Annotated in this window: 31 protein-coding genes; 30 read left to right on the forward strand and 1 reads right to left on the reverse strand. The window is 34.5% G+C overall.

Annotated elements, in window-relative coordinates:
- Positions 1–39: 39 nt before the first annotated feature.
- Entirely contained in the window at positions 40–1743 is a 1704-nt protein-coding gene (locus KHA98_RS15580; RefSeq protein WP_317192579.1) for a ShlB/FhaC/HecB family hemolysin secretion/activation protein, read from the reverse strand.
- A 182-nt stretch (positions 1744–1925) separates the two neighbouring features.
- Between KHA98_RS15580 and rpsL the strand changes: the two genes are divergently transcribed.
- The 30 genes from rpsL to rpsD all read left to right on the forward strand — a co-directional run bounded on the left by rpsL (position 1926) and on the right by rpsD (position 17886).
- Complete coding sequence (gene rpsL / locus KHA98_RS15585; RefSeq protein WP_007136570.1) at positions 1926–2309, forward strand: 30S ribosomal protein S12; 384 nt, start codon at positions 1926–1928, stop codon at positions 2307–2309.
- A 115-nt stretch (positions 2310–2424) separates the two neighbouring features.
- Positions 2425–2901 carry a 30S ribosomal protein S7 gene (gene rpsG, locus KHA98_RS15590; protein WP_017495022.1) on the forward strand — a complete coding sequence of 159 codons (477 nt, stop codon included), beginning with the start codon at positions 2425–2427 and terminating at the stop codon, positions 2899–2901.
- An 11-nt stretch (positions 2902–2912) separates the two neighbouring features.
- Complete coding sequence (gene fusA / locus KHA98_RS15595) at positions 2913–5069, forward strand: elongation factor G (RefSeq protein ID WP_110305591.1); 2157 nt, start codon at positions 2913–2915, stop codon at positions 5067–5069.
- An 11-nt stretch (positions 5070–5080) separates the two neighbouring features.
- The gene (rpsJ, locus tag KHA98_RS15600; RefSeq protein ID WP_007803605.1) at positions 5081–5386 is read left to right on the forward strand and encodes a 30S ribosomal protein S10; all 306 of its coding nucleotides are present in this window, start codon (positions 5081–5083) and stop codon (positions 5384–5386) included.
- 404 nt (positions 5387–5790) lie between these two features.
- Positions 5791–6408, forward strand: a complete 618-nt coding sequence (rplC, locus tag KHA98_RS15605) for a 50S ribosomal protein L3 (protein WP_057114922.1) — start codon at positions 5791–5793, stop codon at positions 6406–6408.
- Entirely contained in the window at positions 6408–7037 is a 630-nt protein-coding gene (rplD, locus tag KHA98_RS15610; protein ID WP_115889868.1) for a 50S ribosomal protein L4, read from the forward strand. Before rplC ends, rplD begins: the two co-directional genes overlap by 1 nt.
- Positions 7038–7044: 7 nt before the next feature.
- Positions 7045–7335: a 50S ribosomal protein L23 gene (rplW, locus tag KHA98_RS15615; RefSeq protein ID WP_012022489.1), complete on the forward strand. Its 291-nt coding sequence runs from the start codon at positions 7045–7047 to the stop codon at positions 7333–7335.
- A 9-nt stretch (positions 7336–7344) separates the two neighbouring features.
- Entirely contained in the window at positions 7345–8169 is an 825-nt protein-coding gene (gene rplB, locus KHA98_RS15620) for a 50S ribosomal protein L2 (protein ID WP_213258853.1), read from the forward strand.
- A gap of 6 nt (positions 8170–8175) precedes the next feature.
- Complete coding sequence (rpsS, locus tag KHA98_RS15625) at positions 8176–8454, forward strand: 30S ribosomal protein S19 (RefSeq protein WP_008464288.1); 279 nt, start codon at positions 8176–8178, stop codon at positions 8452–8454.
- An 8-nt stretch (positions 8455–8462) separates the two neighbouring features.
- A complete protein-coding gene (gene rplV / locus KHA98_RS15630) occupies positions 8463–8876 on the forward strand; it encodes a 50S ribosomal protein L22 (RefSeq protein ID WP_007803631.1) in 414 nt (137 codons plus the stop codon).
- 5 nt (positions 8877–8881) lie between these two features.
- Complete coding sequence (rpsC, locus tag KHA98_RS15635) at positions 8882–9643, forward strand: 30S ribosomal protein S3 (protein WP_007803635.1); 762 nt, start codon at positions 8882–8884, stop codon at positions 9641–9643.
- Positions 9644–9662: 19 nt separating this feature from the next.
- Positions 9663–10088 carry a 50S ribosomal protein L16 gene (gene rplP, locus KHA98_RS15640; protein ID WP_017495016.1) on the forward strand — a complete coding sequence of 142 codons (426 nt, stop codon included), beginning with the start codon at positions 9663–9665 and terminating at the stop codon, positions 10086–10088.
- A gap of 13 nt (positions 10089–10101) precedes the next feature.
- Positions 10102–10293, forward strand: a complete 192-nt coding sequence (rpmC, locus tag KHA98_RS15645; RefSeq protein WP_133507759.1) for a 50S ribosomal protein L29 — start codon at positions 10102–10104, stop codon at positions 10291–10293.
- 17 nt (positions 10294–10310) lie between these two features.
- Positions 10311–10571, forward strand: coding sequence for a 30S ribosomal protein S17 (gene rpsQ / locus KHA98_RS15650; RefSeq protein ID WP_007803646.1), 261 nt, complete (start codon positions 10311–10313; stop codon positions 10569–10571).
- Positions 10572–10573: 2 nt separating this feature from the next.
- Entirely contained in the window at positions 10574–10942 is a 369-nt protein-coding gene (rplN, locus tag KHA98_RS15655; RefSeq protein ID WP_007803649.1) for a 50S ribosomal protein L14, read from the forward strand.
- Between the two features lie 11 nt (positions 10943–10953).
- The gene (gene rplX / locus KHA98_RS15660; protein ID WP_026727873.1) at positions 10954–11268 is read left to right on the forward strand and encodes a 50S ribosomal protein L24; all 315 of its coding nucleotides are present in this window, start codon (positions 10954–10956) and stop codon (positions 11266–11268) included.
- A gap of 2 nt (positions 11269–11270) precedes the next feature.
- Positions 11271–11822: a 50S ribosomal protein L5 gene (gene rplE / locus KHA98_RS15665; RefSeq protein ID WP_017495015.1), complete on the forward strand. Its 552-nt coding sequence runs from the start codon at positions 11271–11273 to the stop codon at positions 11820–11822.
- Between the two features lie 3 nt (positions 11823–11825).
- Positions 11826–12095, forward strand: a complete 270-nt coding sequence (gene rpsN / locus KHA98_RS15670) for a 30S ribosomal protein S14 (RefSeq protein ID WP_031456037.1) — start codon at positions 11826–11828, stop codon at positions 12093–12095.
- Between the two features lie 104 nt (positions 12096–12199).
- Positions 12200–12598 (forward strand): 30S ribosomal protein S8, encoded by a 399-nt coding sequence (gene rpsH / locus KHA98_RS15675; RefSeq protein ID WP_029272051.1) that lies wholly within the window; start codon positions 12200–12202, stop codon positions 12596–12598.
- Positions 12599–12617: 19 nt separating this feature from the next.
- A complete protein-coding gene (gene rplF, locus KHA98_RS15680) occupies positions 12618–13160 on the forward strand; it encodes a 50S ribosomal protein L6 (RefSeq protein ID WP_213258854.1) in 543 nt (180 codons plus the stop codon).
- An 11-nt stretch (positions 13161–13171) separates the two neighbouring features.
- Positions 13172–13522, forward strand: coding sequence for a 50S ribosomal protein L18 (rplR, locus tag KHA98_RS15685; RefSeq protein WP_017495012.1), 351 nt, complete (start codon positions 13172–13174; stop codon positions 13520–13522).
- A gap of 3 nt (positions 13523–13525) precedes the next feature.
- A complete protein-coding gene (gene rpsE / locus KHA98_RS15690) occupies positions 13526–14050 on the forward strand; it encodes a 30S ribosomal protein S5 (protein ID WP_085950926.1) in 525 nt (174 codons plus the stop codon).
- Positions 14051–14062: 12 nt separating this feature from the next.
- Complete coding sequence (rpmD, locus tag KHA98_RS15695) at positions 14063–14245, forward strand: 50S ribosomal protein L30 (RefSeq protein ID WP_017495010.1); 183 nt, start codon at positions 14063–14065, stop codon at positions 14243–14245.
- 11 nt (positions 14246–14256) lie between these two features.
- Positions 14257–14709: a 50S ribosomal protein L15 gene (gene rplO, locus KHA98_RS15700; protein ID WP_026982954.1), complete on the forward strand. Its 453-nt coding sequence runs from the start codon at positions 14257–14259 to the stop codon at positions 14707–14709.
- A 12-nt stretch (positions 14710–14721) separates the two neighbouring features.
- A complete protein-coding gene (secY, locus tag KHA98_RS15705; RefSeq protein ID WP_213258855.1) occupies positions 14722–16068 on the forward strand; it encodes a preprotein translocase subunit SecY in 1347 nt (448 codons plus the stop codon).
- Positions 16069–16075: 7 nt separating this feature from the next.
- Positions 16076–16291 (forward strand): translation initiation factor IF-1, encoded by a 216-nt coding sequence (gene infA / locus KHA98_RS15710; RefSeq protein WP_007136545.1) that lies wholly within the window; start codon positions 16076–16078, stop codon positions 16289–16291.
- A gap of 12 nt (positions 16292–16303) precedes the next feature.
- Positions 16304–16420 (forward strand): type B 50S ribosomal protein L36, encoded by a 117-nt coding sequence (ykgO, locus tag KHA98_RS15715; RefSeq protein WP_002987490.1) that lies wholly within the window; start codon positions 16304–16306, stop codon positions 16418–16420.
- A 2-nt stretch (positions 16421–16422) separates the two neighbouring features.
- The gene (gene rpsM, locus KHA98_RS15720; RefSeq protein ID WP_007803675.1) at positions 16423–16797 is read left to right on the forward strand and encodes a 30S ribosomal protein S13; all 375 of its coding nucleotides are present in this window, start codon (positions 16423–16425) and stop codon (positions 16795–16797) included.
- An 8-nt stretch (positions 16798–16805) separates the two neighbouring features.
- Positions 16806–17189 (forward strand): 30S ribosomal protein S11, encoded by a 384-nt coding sequence (gene rpsK / locus KHA98_RS15725; RefSeq protein WP_007803677.1) that lies wholly within the window; start codon positions 16806–16808, stop codon positions 17187–17189.
- Positions 17190–17280: 91 nt separating this feature from the next.
- Entirely contained in the window at positions 17281–17886 is a 606-nt protein-coding gene (gene rpsD, locus KHA98_RS15730) for a 30S ribosomal protein S4 (RefSeq protein WP_035619621.1), read from the forward strand.
- Positions 17887–17898 lie beyond the last annotated feature (12 nt).

Below are 17898 nucleotides of genomic sequence, written 5' to 3' on the forward strand. Positions count from 1 at the left end.
AAAATTCCTAATATTTTGTTAACATATTTTTATAAAAGGTTAAAATTTAACATTGTAACAGATTGTAAGGATACTGTTATAAAATTTTATTTCGGCTTCGTTTGTGCTTCCATTTGCTACTATTATCTTTAGTAAGCCGTTTTTTGTTAGTAGTCCTAAACCTACGCCAGCACTAATTAAAGTGTTGAATTTTTTGCTATTTTTTATTGAAGTTTGGTCTTGGTAAATTCCGTAATCGAGAATAGTATGGATGTATAAATTTGGACTAAGTAAATATCTGTACTCGGTAATAAATAGATTTGCAATATTTCCTTGTAAACTATTTTCTGAAAAACCTCGAATTGAATTTAATCCTCCAAATCTGAAAAGTTCATTTGTGATATAATTGTCACTTTTTAAATATAGATTTTGAGAATTGATGTAGAGAAAGTTTTTTTTGTTGAGTTCAAAATTATACGACAGATTTAGGTTGGTGTAAAATTGTTTGATTGTTTCAGTGGTTTCGGGAGTGTTATTTGTGGTTCTTTTTCCGTAACCAAATAATAGGTTTGCAAATGATTTTCTGGGGAATAGATAGTTGGAATGATTATTCTTTTTATATTCTAGAGTAGAAGTAATGTATGAGTTCTTAAAATCACTGATTGTTGTGCTATTGGTATTTTGAATATCGCTTGACTCTGTTGATTGGTAGCCAAGATATATTTTGGAATTATAGTTTAAATAGTAGCCTAAATCTATTGCTGTTTTTGTGTTTTGAAATGTGCTGTCTTGTTTAAAAATATTTAGTTGGGCCTTTATTCCTAATGCAGTTTTGAAGATATAGGGGATTTCGAGTTTTGTATTGAATGTTGTTTGTTTGTTGCCGTCGCTTTTCCAGTATAGGGAAAACTGTTCACCTGCATGAAGTGTGTTTATTAGTGAAATGTCTAAGTATCCGTTAAGATGTATTTTTTTGCTTTCATCGTTTGAGAATCCGATGTAACCGTCAAAAGTATTGGCTTTTCTTTTTTCTATATAAGTATATATTTTGGTAGAGTCGTTTGTAAAGAGAATTTCCGGATATTTTACCTGATTTACAAATTCATAGTTGTTTAGATCTTTGTAAAGCTCTTTGGTGGTTTCCTGGTTAAAAGTTTTGTTTAAATATTTTTTGCGAAGTTGTTTCAGGTGGCTGTCAGGAAAAAAGTTTTTCTCATTTTGATTCGCATAGTTTAGAACGATTGAGTTTATGCTACGTTTTTTTTCGGTTTTAAAGCTTAAGTCTGCATAAATTGTGGATTTCTTTTTTTGAATATTTTCAAGTTTGATTTTACTAAGCGCAAAACCTGATTTTTCAGCTTCTAGTATTTTTTGATTTAAGTAATTCTCTACCTCGTTATAAGGAATTATTATAGTGTCGTTTTTTGCTTTTTCAGTTTTAAAGAGCTGATTATTTGCTCCTATATATATATGTATGTATTTTGTTTTTTCATGTAATGATATTGTAGTAGTGTAGGTACTGTCGTTTGCTTTATCGGTTTTTAATGTTTTATTGTTGAGAAATCCAATTTTGGAAAGCTTTTCACGAGTGCTCTTTGTTTCGTTTAATAATGATTTTAAATTAAGATGTATGTGATTATAACCTAGTGAATCGATAATTTTACTTTCAATATTGTTGGTTCCGTTTATTTTTAAGTAAAAACTTTGTGCATAACCAGAAATGCTTAAGGATAAAAAAAAGAATATTTGTATTAAGTGTTTCAAGGGCAACTGTTTCATTTGTTAAAAGTATTGCAAATATCTATTGTTTGTTTGTAAAATCATAAGTCTAAATAATGTTATTGAAAATTAATGATTTAACGTTTGTATAGTGAAAAATATTTTATACATTTGCAACCCCGTAAAAAGCGGGAATTTAATAAACATAATAATTTTTAGTATTAATTATGCCAACAATTCAACAATTAGTAAGAACAGGAAGAACTCAGATCACTAAGAAGAGTAAATCGGTTGCTTTAGATTCTTGTCCTCAAAGAAGAGGGGTTTGTACGCGTGTTTACACTACTACACCAAAAAAACCAAACTCTGCAATGCGTAAAGTTGCGCGTGTACGTTTGACAAATGGTAATGAAGTGAATGCTTACATCCCAGGAGAAGGACATAATCTACAAGAGCACTCGATAGTATTAGTGCGAGGTGGAAGGGTAAAAGATTTACCAGGTGTTAGATATCATATCGTTCGTGGAGCGCTTGACACGTCAGGAGTTGCAGGAAGAACGCAAAGAAGATCTAAGTACGGTGCTAAACGCCCAAAAGAAGCAAAAAAGTAATTTAAAACGTTAAGAGTTGGAGGTTAGGAGTTGAGGGTTGAAGCGTTTTGTGTAAACAAAAGTCGATATCGCAGCATTTAACGGATAACCTATAACTTTTTATTAAAAAAAAGACATGAGAAAAAGAGCGGCAAAGAAAAGACCACTTTTACCAGATCCAAGGTTTAATGACCAATTGGTAACACGTTTTGTGAACAACTTAATGTGGGATGGTAAGAAATCTACAGCTTTTAAAGTATTTTATGATGCAATTGATATCATTGAATCTAAAAAGCAAAATGATGAAAAGACTTCATTAGAGATCTGGAAAGATGCTTTAACAAACGTTATGCCTCACGTAGAAGTACGTAGTCGTAGAGTTGGTGGAGCTACATTTCAAATTCCAATGCAAATTCGTCCAGACAGAAAAATTTCTATGGCAATGAAGTGGTTAATACTTTATTCTAGAAGAAGAAATGAAAAATCTATGGCACAACGTTTAGCGTCAGAATGTTTAGCTGCTGCTAAAGAAGAAGGTGCTGCGGTTAAGAAAAGAATGGATACTCACAAAATGGCAGAAGCTAACAAAGCATTCTCTCACTTTAGATTTTAATTCATAAAGAAATGGCTAGAGATTTAAAATATACAAGAAATATCGGAATTGCTGCTCACATTGATGCTGGTAAAACAACAACAACTGAGCGTATTCTTTTTTATACTGGAAAGTCACATAAAATTGGTGAGGTGCACGATGGTGCTGCAACAATGGACTGGATGGCACAAGAGCAAGAAAGAGGTATTACAATTACTTCTGCTGCTACAACTTGTACTTGGAATTTTCCAACTGAGCAAGGTAAAGTGTTACCAGAATCATTGCCATACCACTTTAATATTATTGATACTCCTGGACACGTTGACTTTACTGTAGAGGTAAACCGTTCTTTACGTGTACTTGATGGTTTGGTTTTCTTATTTAGTGCTGTTGATGGTGTTGAGCCGCAATCAGAAACTAACTGGAGACTTGCTGATCAATATAGAGTTCCTCGTATGGGATTCGTAAATAAAATGGACCGTCAAGGTGCTAACTTCTTAGGAGTATGCGGACAGGTTAAAGATATGTTGAAATCGAATGCGGTTGCAATTACTTTGCCTATTGGAGATGAGGCTGATTTTAAAGGTATCGTTGACTTAGTTAAAAACCAAGCTATTGTTTGGCATGACGAAACTCAAGGAGCTACTTTTGATATTGTTGATATCCCTGCTGATATGGTAGACGAGGTTAGACAATATCGTTCTATTCTTATTGAAGAAATTGCTACTTACGATGAAAATCTTTTAGATAAGTACATGGAGGATGAGAACTCTATTACTGAAGAAGAGATTAATAATGCATTAAGAGCTGCTACAATCGACATGGCAATCATTCCTATGCTTGCTGGTTCTTCTTTTAAAAACAAAGGAGTTCAATTCATGTTAGATGCAGTTTGTAAATATTTACCATCTCCTTTGGATAAAGAAGGTATTGAAGGAATTCATCCTGATGATGCTGATTTATTAGAAGAAGATCAAACTAAGATCTTACGTAAACCAGATGTAAAAGAGCCGTTCGCTGCTTTGGCGTTTAAAATTGCTACTGACCCATTCGTAGGTCGTTTAGCTTTCTTCCGTGCTTACTCTGGACGTTTAGACGCTGGTTCTTATGTTTTAAATACTCGTTCTGGTAACAAAGAGAGAATTTCTCGTATTTACCAAATGCACGCTAACAAACAAAATCCAATCGAATTTATTGAGGCTGGAGATATTGGAGCTGCTGTAGGATTTAAAGATATTAAAACTGGAGATACTTTATGTGATGAAAAGAATCCAATTATTTTGGAGTCTATGAAATTCCCAGATCCAGTAATTGGTATCGCAATTGAACCTAAAACTAAAGCTGACGTTGATAAAATGGGTATGGCTTTGGCTAAATTAGCTGAAGAAGATCCAACGTTTACTGTTAGAACTGATGAGGCTTCTGGTCAAACTATTATTTCTGGTATGGGTGAGCTTCACTTAGATATCTTAGTTGATCGTATGAAACGTGAGTTTAAAGTAGAGGTTAATCAAGGTGAGCCTCAGGTTGAATATAAAGAAGCGTTTACAAGATCTGCAACGCATAGAGAAACTTACAAGAAACAATCTGGAGGTCGTGGTAAATTCGGTGATATCGTATTTACAATTGAGCCTGCTGATGAAGTTGATGGTAAAGTTCCAGTTGGATTGCAGTTTATCAATGCTGTAAAAGGTGGTAACGTTCCTAAAGAATATATCCCTGCTGTTGAAAAAGGATTTAGAGAAGCTATGAAAACTGGTCCATTAGCTGGATATGCTGTGGATAGTTTGAAAGTTACTTTAACTGATGGATCTTTCCACCCTGTGGATTCTGATGCATTATCTTTTGAATTAGCTGCAAGAATGGGTTATAAAGAATCTGGACGTGCTGCTGGAGCTGTTATTCTTGAGCCAATCATGAAAATCGAGGTTATTACTCCAGAAGAAAACATGGGTGATATCGTTGGTGACTTGAACCGTCGTAGAGGTCAGGTTAATGACATGGGTGATAGAAATGGAGCTAAAACTATTAAGGCTGATGTGCCTTTATCTGAAATGTTTGGTTATGTTACTACATTAAGAACATTGTCTTCAGGTAGAGCTACTTCAACAATGGAGTTTTCTCACTATGCAGAAACGCCTTCTAATATTTCAGAAGCGGTAATTAAAAAAGCAAAAGGTAACGCTTAATTCTTAAGAAAATGAGTCAAAAAATCAGAATAAAACTAAAATCTTACGATCACATGTTGGTAGATAAATCTGCTGAAAAGATCGTAAAAACAGTAAAAACTACTGGAGCAGTTGTAACAGGTCCAATTCCGTTGCCAACTCACAAAAAACTTTTCACTGTATTACGTTCTCCGCACGTTAACAAAAAAGCGAGAGAGCAATTTGAAGTAATGTCATACAAGAGATTGATTGATATTTATTCATCTTCATCTAAAACTATTGATGCTTTAATGAAACTTGAATTGCCAAGTGGTGTTGAAGTAGAGATAAAAGTATAATTTTATTATATTTTTTATATAAAAAGCGAGGCATTTTTGTCTCGCTTTTTTTTGTTTTTTAAGGTGTGGTTTTGGTTTGTAAAATTGATTTTTTTGCAATTTTTATAATCTTGATGATTTATATAATTTCCTTTGTTTTAGGGTGGTGCGAGAATTTTTTGTTATGATTTTATTAATTAATTGTTGTGTAGAAAATGTTTGGAAGTTTGAAAAATCGTTTTAATTTTTAGTATAAGAATGGTTTCTTTTGAGGATGTTTTGAAGCTTGGATTTTGATTATGAGCGATTTAATTTTTGTAACTGTTTGGTATATTCAATTTTAATGTCTACTTTTGCACTCCCTGTTTGGAAATTTCTGTTATTTTCAAATTGAAGGGAATTTTAGTAATTAATAATTAATATTTATGTCTGGGTTAATTGGTAAAAAAATCGGCATGACTAGTATTTTCGACGAAAACGGGAAAAACATTCCTTGTACAGTAATCGAGGCTGGGCCGTGTGTTGTTACCCAAGTCAGAACCAAAGGTGTTGACGGGTACGAAGCGTTGCAACTTGGTTTCGATGACAAAAACGAGAAACATTCTACTAAAGCTGCTTTAGGGCACTTTAAAAAAGCTGGAACTGTTGCTAAGAAAAAAGTCGTTGAATTCCAAGATTTCGCAACTGAACAAAAATTAGGAGATCTTATTGATGTTTCTATTTTTGAAGAAGGAGAATTTGTAGATGTACAAGGTGTGTCTAAAGGTAAAGGTTTCCAAGGTGTTGTTAAGCGTCACGGTTTTGGTGGTGTTGGACAAGCTACCCATGGTCAGCACAACCGTTTAAGAGCGCCAGGTTCTGTAGGAGCTTCTTCTTATCCATCTAGAGTATTCAAAGGAATGCGTATGGCTGGAAGAATGGGAGGAGAAAATGTAAAAGTTCAAAACCTTAGAGTTTTAAAAGTAGTTGCTGAAAAGAACTTACTTGTTATTAAAGGATGTGTTCCTGGACATAAAAACTCTTATGTAATCATTCAGAAGTAATGGAAGTAAAAGTATTAGATTTCAACGGAAAAGATACTGGAAGAAAAGTTCAACTTTCTGATTCAGTATTCGCAATTGAACCAAACAATCACGCTGTATATCTTGATGTTAAGCAATATCTTGCTAATCAAAGACAAGGTACTCATAAAGCTAAAGAAAGAGCTGAAGTAACTGGTAGTACACGTAAGATTAAAAAACAAAAAGGAACTGGTACTGCTCGTGCAGGAAGTGTTAAGAATCCTTTGTTTAAAGGTGGAGGAACAGTTTTCGGACCAAGACCAAGAAGTTATTCATTTAAATTGAATAAAAGCTTGAAAAGATTGGCTAGAAAATCAGCTTTCTCAATTAAAGCAAAAGAGGCTAACATTGTAGTTCTTGAAGACTTTAATTTTGAAGCGCCAAACACTAAAAATTTCATTAACGTTTTGAAAGCTTTAGGGTTAGAAAATAAAAAATCTCTATTTGTATTGGGTGAGTCAAATAAAAACGTATATTTGTCGTCACGTAATTTAAAGGCTTCTAATGTTGTAACTAGCTCAGAATTAAGCACTTACGCAATATTAAATGCTAATAATTTAGTGCTTTTGGAAGGTTCTTTAGAGTTAATTGAAGAAAATTTAAGTAAATAATAGGAATATGAGTATCATTATCAGACCTATAGTAACGGAAAAAGTAACCAAAGAAAGTGAAGTTCTTAACCGCTTCGGATTCGTTGTTGACAAAAAAGCAAACAAAGTTCAAATTAAGAAAGCTGTTGAGGCTGCTTATGGAGTAACTATCGTTTCTGTTAACACAATGAATGTGAGACCAGACAGATCTACTAAATACACTAAAAGTGGTTTAATCAGTGGAAAGACAAATGCAATTAAAAAAGCGATTGTTCAAGTACAAGAAGGAGAAACAATTGATTTTTACAACAATATCTAAGATAGAAAAATGTCAGTAAGAAAATTAAAACCTATTACCCCAGGTCAGCGATTTAGAGTTGTGAATGGTTATGACGCCATTACAACTGATAAGCCGGAACGCTCTTTGATAGCACCGATAAAAAACTCTGGAGGTAGAAATAGTCAAGGAAAGATGACCATGCGTTATACGGGTGGTGGTCACAAGCAGAGATATCGTATTATTGATTTCAAAAGAACTAAAGACGGAATTCCGGCTACAGTGAAATCAATCGAATACGATCCAAATCGTACTGCGTTTATCGCTTTATTAGCTTATGCTGATGGAGAGAAAACTTATATTATCGCTCAAAACGGATTGAAAGTTGGTCAGAAATTAGTTTCTGGTCCAGAATCTCAACCAGAGATTGGTAATACTTTACCTTTAAGCAGAATTCCTCTTGGAACTGTTATATCTTGTATTGAGTTACGTCCAAGACAAGGAGCAGTTATCGCTCGTTCGGCTGGAACTTTTGCTCAGTTAATGGCAAGAGATGGGAAATATGCAACAATTAAAATGCCATCTGGTGAGACAAGATTAATCTTGTTAACTTGTTCGGCTACTATTGGAGCTGTTTCTAACTCTGACCACCAATTAGTTGTGTCTGGTAAAGCAGGTAGAACAAGATGGTTAGGAAGAAGACCTAGAACTAGACCAGTAGCGATGAACCCAGTTGATCACCCTATGGGAGGTGGTGAAGGACGTTCTTCTGGAGGGCACCCACGTTCAAGAAACGGATTGCCAGCTAAAGGTTACAGAACTCGTTCTAAGAAAAACCCGAGTAACAAGTATATCGTAGAACGTAGAAAGAAATAATAAGATATGGCACGTTCATTAAAAAAAGGACCTTTCGTTCATTATAAATTAGACAAGAAAGTTCAAGAAAACGTAGAAAGTGGTAAAAATGCAGTTGTTAAGACTTGGTCTAGAGCTTCAATGATTACTCCAGATTTCGTTGGACAAACTATCGCAGTTCATAACGGTCGTCAATTTGTACCAGTTTACGTAACAGAAAACATGGTAGGTCACAAATTAGGAGAGTTTTCACCAACTAGATCTTTTAGAGGTCATGCTGGAGCAAAAAATAAAGGTAAAAAATAAAAGAAGCAATGGGAGTTCGTAAAAGAGAAACAGCAGATGCGAGAAAAGAGGCTAATAAGTCTATCGCTTTCGCAAAATTGAATAACTGCCCTACTTCACCTAGAAAAATGCGCTTAGTAGCGGACTTGGTAAGAGGTCAGAAGGTAGAAAGAGCACTTAACATTTTAAGATTCAGTTCTAAAGAAGCTTCAAGAAAATTAGAAAAACTATTATTATCTGCAATCAATAACTGGGAGCAAAAAAATAGTGAAGGTAATTTAGAAGAGGCTGGATTATTTGTTAAAGAGATCAGAGTAGATGGTGGAATGATGTTAAAAAGACTTCGTCCAGCTCCACAAGGTCGTGCACACAGAATAAGAAAACGTTCTAATCACGTTACAATCGTGCTTGGAGCTATCAATAACACACAAAGCAATTCTTAAGCAGCATGGGACAAAAGACAAATCCAATTGGAAATAGACTTGGTATCATCAGAGGATGGGACTCAAACTGGTATGGTGGAAATGATTACGGCGATAAATTAGCTGAAGATCACAAAATCAGAAAGTATATCCACGCTCGTTTATCAAAAGCTAGTGTATCTAAAGTAATCATCGAGAGAACTTTAAAGCTTGTAACCGTTACTATCACTACTGCTAGACCTGGTATCATTATCGGAAAAGGTGGTCAAGAGGTAGACAAGTTAAAAGAGGAACTTAAGAAAGTTACTGACAAAGAGGTTCAAATTAACATCTTTGAAATAAAAAGACCTGAATTAGATGCTTATCTTGTGGCGACAAGCATCGCTCGTCAAATCGAAAGCCGTATTTCTTACAGACGTGCAATCAAAATGGCTATTGCTGCTTCTATGCGTATGAACGCTGAAGGTATCAAAGTTTTGATTTCTGGACGTTTGAATGGTGCTGAGATGGCGCGTTCAGAAGGTTTCAAAGAAGGTAGAATTCCTCTATCAACTTTCAGAGCTGATATTGATTATGCTTTGGCTGAAGCTCACACTACTTACGGTAGAATGGGTATCAAAGTATGGATCATGAAAGGTGAAGTTTATGGAAAGAGAGATCTTTCTCCACTTGCAGGAATGGATAAAAAACAATCTGGTACTGGTGGTGGTAAAGGTGGAGATTCTCCAAGAGGAGATAGAAAACCCTTTAATAAAGGTGGTAAACCAGACGCTCGTAAAAGAAAGTAAATTTTTAAACTAAAGAAAAATGTTACAGCCTAAAAGAACAAAATACCGTAAGGTACAAAAAGGTAAGATGAAAGGTAACTCTCAAAGAGGGCATGAACTTTCTAATGGAATGTTTGGTATTAAATCTGTACATGAAGATGGAATGTTCTTAACTTCTCGTCAAATCGAAGCTGCACGTATCGCTGCAACTCGTTACATGAAGAGAGAGGGACAATTATGGATTAAAATATTTCCAGACAAACCTATTACTAAGAAACCTCTTGAAGTACGTATGGGTAAAGGTAAAGGAGCAGTTGAGTATTGGGCTGCTGTTGTTAAACCAGGAAGAATTATGTTTGAAGTTGGAGGAGTTCCTTTGTCAGTTGCAAAAGAGGCGTTACGTCTTGCAGCTCAAAAGCTTCCAGTAAAAACTAAGTTCGTCGTTGCTAGAGATTTCGAAGCATAATTTATATTATATTATGAAACAATCAGAAATAAAAGATCTTTCTGCAGCGGAGTTGCAAGAAAAACTTAGTCAAACTAAGAAAATATATGCTGACCTAAAAATGGCTCATGCTATTTCTCCAATTGAGAACCCACTTCAAATTAGAGGTGTAAGAAGAACAGTTGCAAGATTGGCTACAGAGTTAACTAAAAGAGAGTTACAATAATTGTATTCTGCTGAAAGATGGAAGAAAAAAGAAATTTAAGAAAAGAAAGAATAGGTGTTGTTACTTCAAATAAAATGGATAAGTCTATTGTTATTGCTGAAGTAAGAAAAGTAAAGCACCCATTATACGGTAAGTTCGTGTTGAAAACTAAGAAATATGTTGCACACGACGAAACAAACGACTGTAACATTGGAGATACTGTAAGAATTAGCGAAACGCGTCCTTTAAGTAAAACAAAATGTTGGAGATTAGTTGAAATCTTAGAAAGAGCTAAATAATTATGGTACAACAGGAATCAAGACTAAAAGTAGCAGATAACACGGGAGCAAAAGAAGTTTTAACTATCCGTGTTTTAGGAGGTACCAAAAGAAGGTATGCCTCTGTTGGTGACAAGATTGTAGTATCTATTAAAGATGCAACTCCAAACGGAAACGTTAAAAAAGGAGCTGTTTCAACTGCAGTTGTTGTACGTACCAAAAAAGAAGTGAGAAGAGCTGATGGTTCTTATATTCGTTTCGATGATAATGCATGTGTTCTTTTGAACGCTGCAGGGGAAATGAGAGGAACTCGTGTTTTTGGTCCGGTAGCAAGAGAACTTCGTGAAAAACAATTCATGAAAATTGTATCATTAGCACCAGAAGTGCTTTAATTCGTTTTAAGATGATAAAGCTAAAAATAAAATCAGGAGATATCGTAAGAGTTATTGCTGGAGACCATAAAGGTGCTGAAGGTAAAGTTTTACGTGTTTACCGTGAGAAAAATAAAGCGATAGTTGAAGGTGTAAACATGGTTTCAAAACATACAAAACCAAGTGCTAAAAACCCTCAAGGTGGTATCGTTAAGAAAGAAGCTTCTATTCAAATTTCTAACATTGCTTTAATTGATCCTAAAACTAAGGAGACAACTAGAGTAGGTATTAGAGTAGAAGGAGATAAGAAAGTAAGATTTTCAAAAAAATCTAATCAAGTACTATAGTAATGGCATATACACCTAGACTAAAAGAAGAATATAAGAGTAGAGTAATCTCTGCTCTTAAAGAAGAGTTCGGATATACAAACGTTATGCAAGTTCCAAAACTTGAAAAAATCGTTTTGAGCCGTGGAGTTGGTGCAGCTGTATCTGATAAAAAACTTATTGACTATGCAGTTGATGAGTTAACAAAGATCACTGGACAAAAAGCAGTATCTACAATTTCAAAGAAAGACGTTGCGTCATTCAAATTGAGAAAGGGGATGCCTATTGGAGCAAAAGTTACTTTACGTGGTGAAAGAATGTATGAGTTTTTAGATAGACTTATTACTTCTGCTTTGCCACGCGTTAGAGATTTTAGTGGTATCAAAGCTACAGGTTTCGACGGAAGAGGTAACTACAATCTTGGAGTTTTGGAGCAAATCATTTTCCCAGAAATTGATATTGACAAAGTAAACAAAATTTCAGGAATGGATATTACTTTTGTTACTACTGCAAAAACAGACAAGGAAGCAAAGTCATTATTGGCTGAATTAGGATTACCTTTTAAAAAGAATTAAGACATGGCTAAAGAATCAATGAAAGCCCGTGAGGTGAAAAGAGAGAAAACGGTAGCTAAGTATGCTGAAAAAAGAAAAGCTTTATTAGAAGCTGGAGATTATGAAGGCTTACAGAAATTACCTAAAAATGCTTCACCAGTTCGTTTGCACAATCGTTGTAAATTAACAGGTAGACCAAGAGGTTATATTCGTCAATTTGGTATTTCTCGTGTAACTTTCCGTGAAATGGCTAATAATGGATTAATTCCTGGTGTTAAAAAAGCATCTTGGTAATCTCGTAATAAGTTATTACTTTTGCAAACCAAAAAATAATTTTAATTGATTAAAGGTTCGGGAGACGGGTGTCTCCCGAAAACCATAATCGCAATCAAATACATATGTATACAGATCCTATTGCAGATTATTTGACTAGAGTTCGTAACGCTGTGGCTGCAAACCACAAAGTTGTTGAAATTCCAGCTTCTAATCTAAAAAAAGAGATAACTAAGATCTTATTTGATCAAGGTTACATCTTAAGTTACAAATTTGAGACGAACACTGTTCAGGGTTCGATCAAAATCGCTTTGAAGTATGATAAAGATACTAAAGAGCCTGTAATTAAAGATATCCAAAGAATTAGTAAACCTGGTTTACGTAAGTACGCAGGTGCTGCCAAATTACCGAGAATCCTTAACGGATTAGGAATTGCTATTGTTTCTACATCAAAAGGTTTGATGACTGGAAAACAAGCTAAGCAATTAAATGTAGGTGGTGAAGTAATTTGCTACGTATACTAATTTTAAACACTAGATAAAGATGTCAAGAATAGGTAAAAGCCCAATTGTAATCACTGCTGGTGTAACTGTAGAAGTTAAAGACGGTATTATTACAGTAAAAGGAAAAAAAGGTCAACTAACTCAGGAGTTTTCGGACGTAACTGTAAAAGTTGAAGGCGATCAAATTTTAGTAGAAAGATCGTCTGATCATAAAGACCAAAGAGCAAAACACGGATTATACAGATCATTAATCAGTAATATGATTGTTGGTGTATCTGAAGGTTTTACTAAAGAACTAGAATTAGTTGGAGTTGGTTACAGAGCTTCAAACCAAGGTCAAAAGTTAGATTTAGCTCTTGGATATTCTCACAATATTGTTTTAGAAATTGCTCCAGAAGTATCTTTAGAAACAATATCTGAAAAAGGTAAAAACCCTATCGTAAAGTTAACATCATTTGATAAACAACTTTTAGGTCAAGTTGCTGCGAAAATCAGAGGTTTCCGTAAGCCTGAACCGTACAAAGGAAAAGGTGTTAAATTTGTGGGTGAAGTATTAAGAAGAAAAGCAGGTAAATCAGCTTAAAAAATAAGATTATGTCATTAACAAAATCTGATAGAAGACAGAGAATTAGATTCAGAATTAGAAAGTCAATTAGTGGTACTGCTGCTAATCCAAGATTATCTGTATTTAGAAGTAACAAAGAAATTTACGCTCAACTTATTGATGATGTAAATGGAGTTACTTTATTAGCTGCATCTTCAAGAGAAAAAGAAATAGGAAAAGGTACTAACGTTGAAGTAGCTGCTGCTGTTGGAAAACTAGTTGCAGAGAAAGCGTTAAAAGCTGGGATCGATACCATCACTTTTGACAGAGGTGGATATTTGTATCACGGTCGTATTAAATCATTAGCAGAAGGCGCAAGAGCGGCTGGACTTAAATTCTAATATATTATGTCTAAATACAAAAATGTAGAATTGGTAAAACCAAGTGGTCTTGAACTTAAAGATCGTCTGGTAAGTGTTAATCGTGTTACTAAAGTTACAAAAGGTGGTAGAGCTTTCGGTTTTTCTGCTATTGTAGTTGTAGGTGATGAAAATGGAGTAGTTGGTCATGGATTAGGAAAATCTAAAGACGTTTCTGAAGCAATTGCGAAAGCAGTAGAAGATGCTAAGAAAAATTTAGTAAAAATTCCTTTGAATGGACAATCAGTTCCTCACGAACAAAAAGGTAAATTTGGTGGTGCGCGTGTATTCTTAATTCCTGCTTCTCATGGTACTGGAGTTATTGCTGGTGGAGCTGTTCGTTCAGTTCTTGAATCAGTAGGTATTCACGATGTATTATCTAAATCTCAAGGATCATCAAATCCTCATAACGTAGTGAAAGCAACTTTTGATGCTTTATTACAAATGAGAAGCGCTCACACTGTTGCAAAACAAAGAGGTGTTTCTTTAGAAAAAGTTTTTAAAGGTTAATTCAAGGAAATTATGGCTAAATTATTAGTAAAACAAGTAAGAAGCAAAATCAACTGTCCTCTTTCTCAAAAGAGAGGTTTGGAAGCTTTAGGTCTACGTAAAATGGGACAAGTTGTAGAGCATGATTCAAATCCTGCTATCCTTGGTATGATAAACAAAGTTAAACACTTAGTTTCTGTTGAAGAAGCTAAATAACAAATACTGTTATGAATTTAAGTAACTTACAACCAGCTGAAGGATCAACGCACAATCAAAATAAAAGATTAGGTAGAGGAGAAGGTTCTGGAAAAGGTGGCACTGCTGCAAGAGGTCACAAAGGAGCAAAATCTCGTTCTGGTTATTCTAAAAAGATTGGTTTTGAAGGAGGGCAAATGCCACTTCAAAGACGTGTACCTAAGTTTGGTTTCACAAACATCAATCGTAAAGAATACGAAGGTGTTAATTTAGATACGCTTCAATTATTAGTAGACAATGGTGTGATTACTGATTCTGTTTCTATGACAGATTTCGTAGCAAACCGTCTAGCTACCAAAAATGAAATCGTTAAGATTTTAGGTAGAGGAGAGTTGAAAGCAAAATTAAAAGTAACTGCTCACAAATTTACTGCTACTGCAAAAGCTGCTATTGAAGCTGCTGGAGGAGAGGCTGTAACAATATAATTTTTCTATTGTATGAAGAAATTTATTGAATCAATAAGCAATGTTTGGAAAATCGAAGAACTGAAAAACAGAATTCTAATTACTTTAGGATTACTTTTAGTATATCGTTTTGGAGCACACGTAACGCTTCCTGGAATTGACGCAACTCAATTGATGGGGTTAGCAGGACAAACTAAAAATGGTTTAGGATCTATCCTAGACATGTTCACCGGAGGTGCATTCTCTAAAGCTTCAGTTTTTGCTTTAGGTATTATGCCTTACATTTCTGCTTCTATTGTTGTTCAGTTAATGGGAATTGCTATTCCTTATTTGCAAAAACTTCAAAATGATGGAGAGAGTGGTAGAAAAAAGATTAACCAAATTACACGTTGGTTAACTATTGCTATTACATTGGTTCAAGGTCCAACTTATATCTACAATTTATACAGAACGTTACCTGGAAATGCATTTTTACTAGGTTTTAACTCTCCTGAGTTTTTATTTTCGTCTGTTATTATCTTAGTTACTGGTACTATTTTTGCTATGTGGCTTGGAGAAAAGATTACAGATAAAGGTATTGGAAATGGAATTTCATTATTAATTATGGTGGGTATTTTGGCTCGTTTACCACAAGCTTTTATACAAGAATTTAAATCTGTTGTTACTAATAACGCTGGAGGTTTAATGTTAATGGCTATCGAAATTATCGTATGGTTATTGGTTATTATTTCTTGTGTATTATTGACAATGGCAGTACGTAGAATTCCAGTTCAATACGCTCGTCGTACTACAACTGGAGACTACGAGCAAGATTTAGCAGGTGGTAACAGACAATGGATTCCTCTTAAGCTTAATGCTTCTGGAGTTATGCCAATCATTTTTGCTCAGGCAATTATGTTTATACCTGCAGCTGTAGCTGGATTGTCTAAATCAGATACATCACAATCTATCGTTGGAGCATTTAGCAATATGTTTGGTTTTTGGTATAATTTTGTATTTGCAACTTTAATTATTGTATTTACATTCTTTTACACTGCAATTACTGTACCTACAAACAAAATGGCTGATGATTTAAAAAGAAGTGGTGGTTTTATTCCGGGTGTTCGTCCGGGAGCTGAAACTTCTGAATTTCTTGATAAAGTGATGTCTTTAATAACTTTCCCAGGATCTTTATTCCTTGCTTTGATTGCTGTGTTCCCAGCCATTGTTGTAAGTATTATGGATGTACAACAATCTTGGGCAATGTTTTTTGGAGGTACCTCATTAATAATTATGGTGGGAGTTGCAATAGACACGATTCAACAAATCAATTCATACTTGTTGAATAAACATTATGATGGTTTAATGAAGACTGGTAAAAATAGAAAAGCAGTAGCTTAATATATTTATGGCAAAACAATCAGCAATAGAACAAGACGGATCAATCATTGAAGCATTATCTAATGCGATGTTCCGTGTAGAGTTAGAAAATGGACATATTGTAATTGCTCATATTTCTGGTAAAATGCGTATGCATTACATCAAATTATTACCTGGTGATAAAGTGAAACTAGAAATGAGTCCTTACGATTTGTCAAAAGCAAGAATTACTTATCGATATTAAAGGATAATTACTATGAAAGTTAGAGCATCAGTAAAAAAGAGAAGTGCCGAGTGCATTATCGTGCGTAGAAAAGGGAGACTGTACGTAATAAACAAAAAGAATCCTAGATTTAAACAAAGACAAGGATAATTATGGCAAGAATAGCAGGGGTAGATATCCCAAAAAACAAAAGAGGTGTTATCGCACTTACCTATATCTTCGGATTAGGAAGAAGTAGAGCTATTGAGATTTTAGAGAAAGCTCAAGTAAGCCAAGATAAAAAAGTTCAAGATTGGAATGATGACGAGATCGGAGCAATTCGTGATGCAGTTTCATTTTACAAAATTGAAGGAGAATTACGTTCTGAAGTTTCTTTGAACATCAAACGTTTAATGGATATTGGTTGTTACAGAGGTATCCGTCATAGATCTGGTCTTCCGTTAAGAGGACAAAGAACTAAAAACAACTCTAGAACAAGAAAAGGTAAAAGAAAAACTGTTGCTAACAAGAAAAAAGCAACTAAATAATAAGTAATATGGCTAAAGCAACTGCAAAAAAACGTAAAGTTATCGTTGAATCAACGGGTGAAGCTCATATTTCTGCCACTTTCAACAATATTATCATTTCTTTGACTAATAAGAAAGGTGAAGTTATTTCTTGGTCTTCAGCTGGTAAAATGGGTTTCAGAGGTTCTAAAAAGAATACTCCGTACGCAGCTCAAATGGCAGCAGAAGATTGTAGTAAAGTAGCTCTTGAGGCAGGACTTAAAAAAGTAAAAGTTTATGTAAAAGGACCAGGAAACGGACGTGAGTCTGCTATCCGTTCTATTCATAACGGTGGAATTGAAGTTACTGAGATTATCGATGTTACTCCAATGCCTCACAACGGATGTCGTCCTCCAAAAAGACGTAGAGTTTAATACTCAAATTTATTATAGTATAACCTAGATAGAATATAGATTATCGAAGGATAAGACCTGAATTCATAATCTCTATCTTAAACAAATTAAAATGGCAAGATATACTGGTCCTAGCACAAGAATCGCTCGTAAATTTGGCGAAGCAATCTTCGGAGATGATAAGTCTTTCGAAAAAAGAAATTACCCACCTGGACAACACGGGATGGCTAAAAAAAGAGGAAAAAAATCTGAGTACGCTGTTCAGTTAATGGAAAAGCAAAAAGCTAAATATTCTTACGGAATTTTAGAAAAACAATTCAGAAATTTATTCGAAAAAGCATCAGCTACTAAAGGAGTTACTGGTGAAGTTTTATTACAATTATGCGAAGCAAGATTGGATAACGTAGTTTTTAGAATGGGTATCGCTCCTTCTAGAAGAGGTGCACGTCAAATTGTATCTCACAGACACGTTACTGTAAATGGTGAAGTTGTTAATATTCCTTCTTACCACCTTAAGCCTGGTGATAAAGTTGCAGTTCGTGAAAAATCTAAATCTTTAGAAGCTATCGAACGTTCTTTATCAAATTCAAGTCATGTTTATGAATGGATTACTTGGAACAATGATCTTAAAGAAGGAACGTTTGTTTCTGTACCTGCAAGACTTCAAATTCCAGAAAACATTAAAGAACAATTAATCGTAGAGTTGTACAACAAATAATAATTGACTTAG

Origin of the sequence: Flavobacterium branchiicola, assembly GCF_018383905.1 — a bacterium.
In the GTDB taxonomy this organism is placed as follows: Bacteria; Bacteroidota; Bacteroidia; order Flavobacteriales; family Flavobacteriaceae; genus Flavobacterium; species Flavobacterium branchiicola.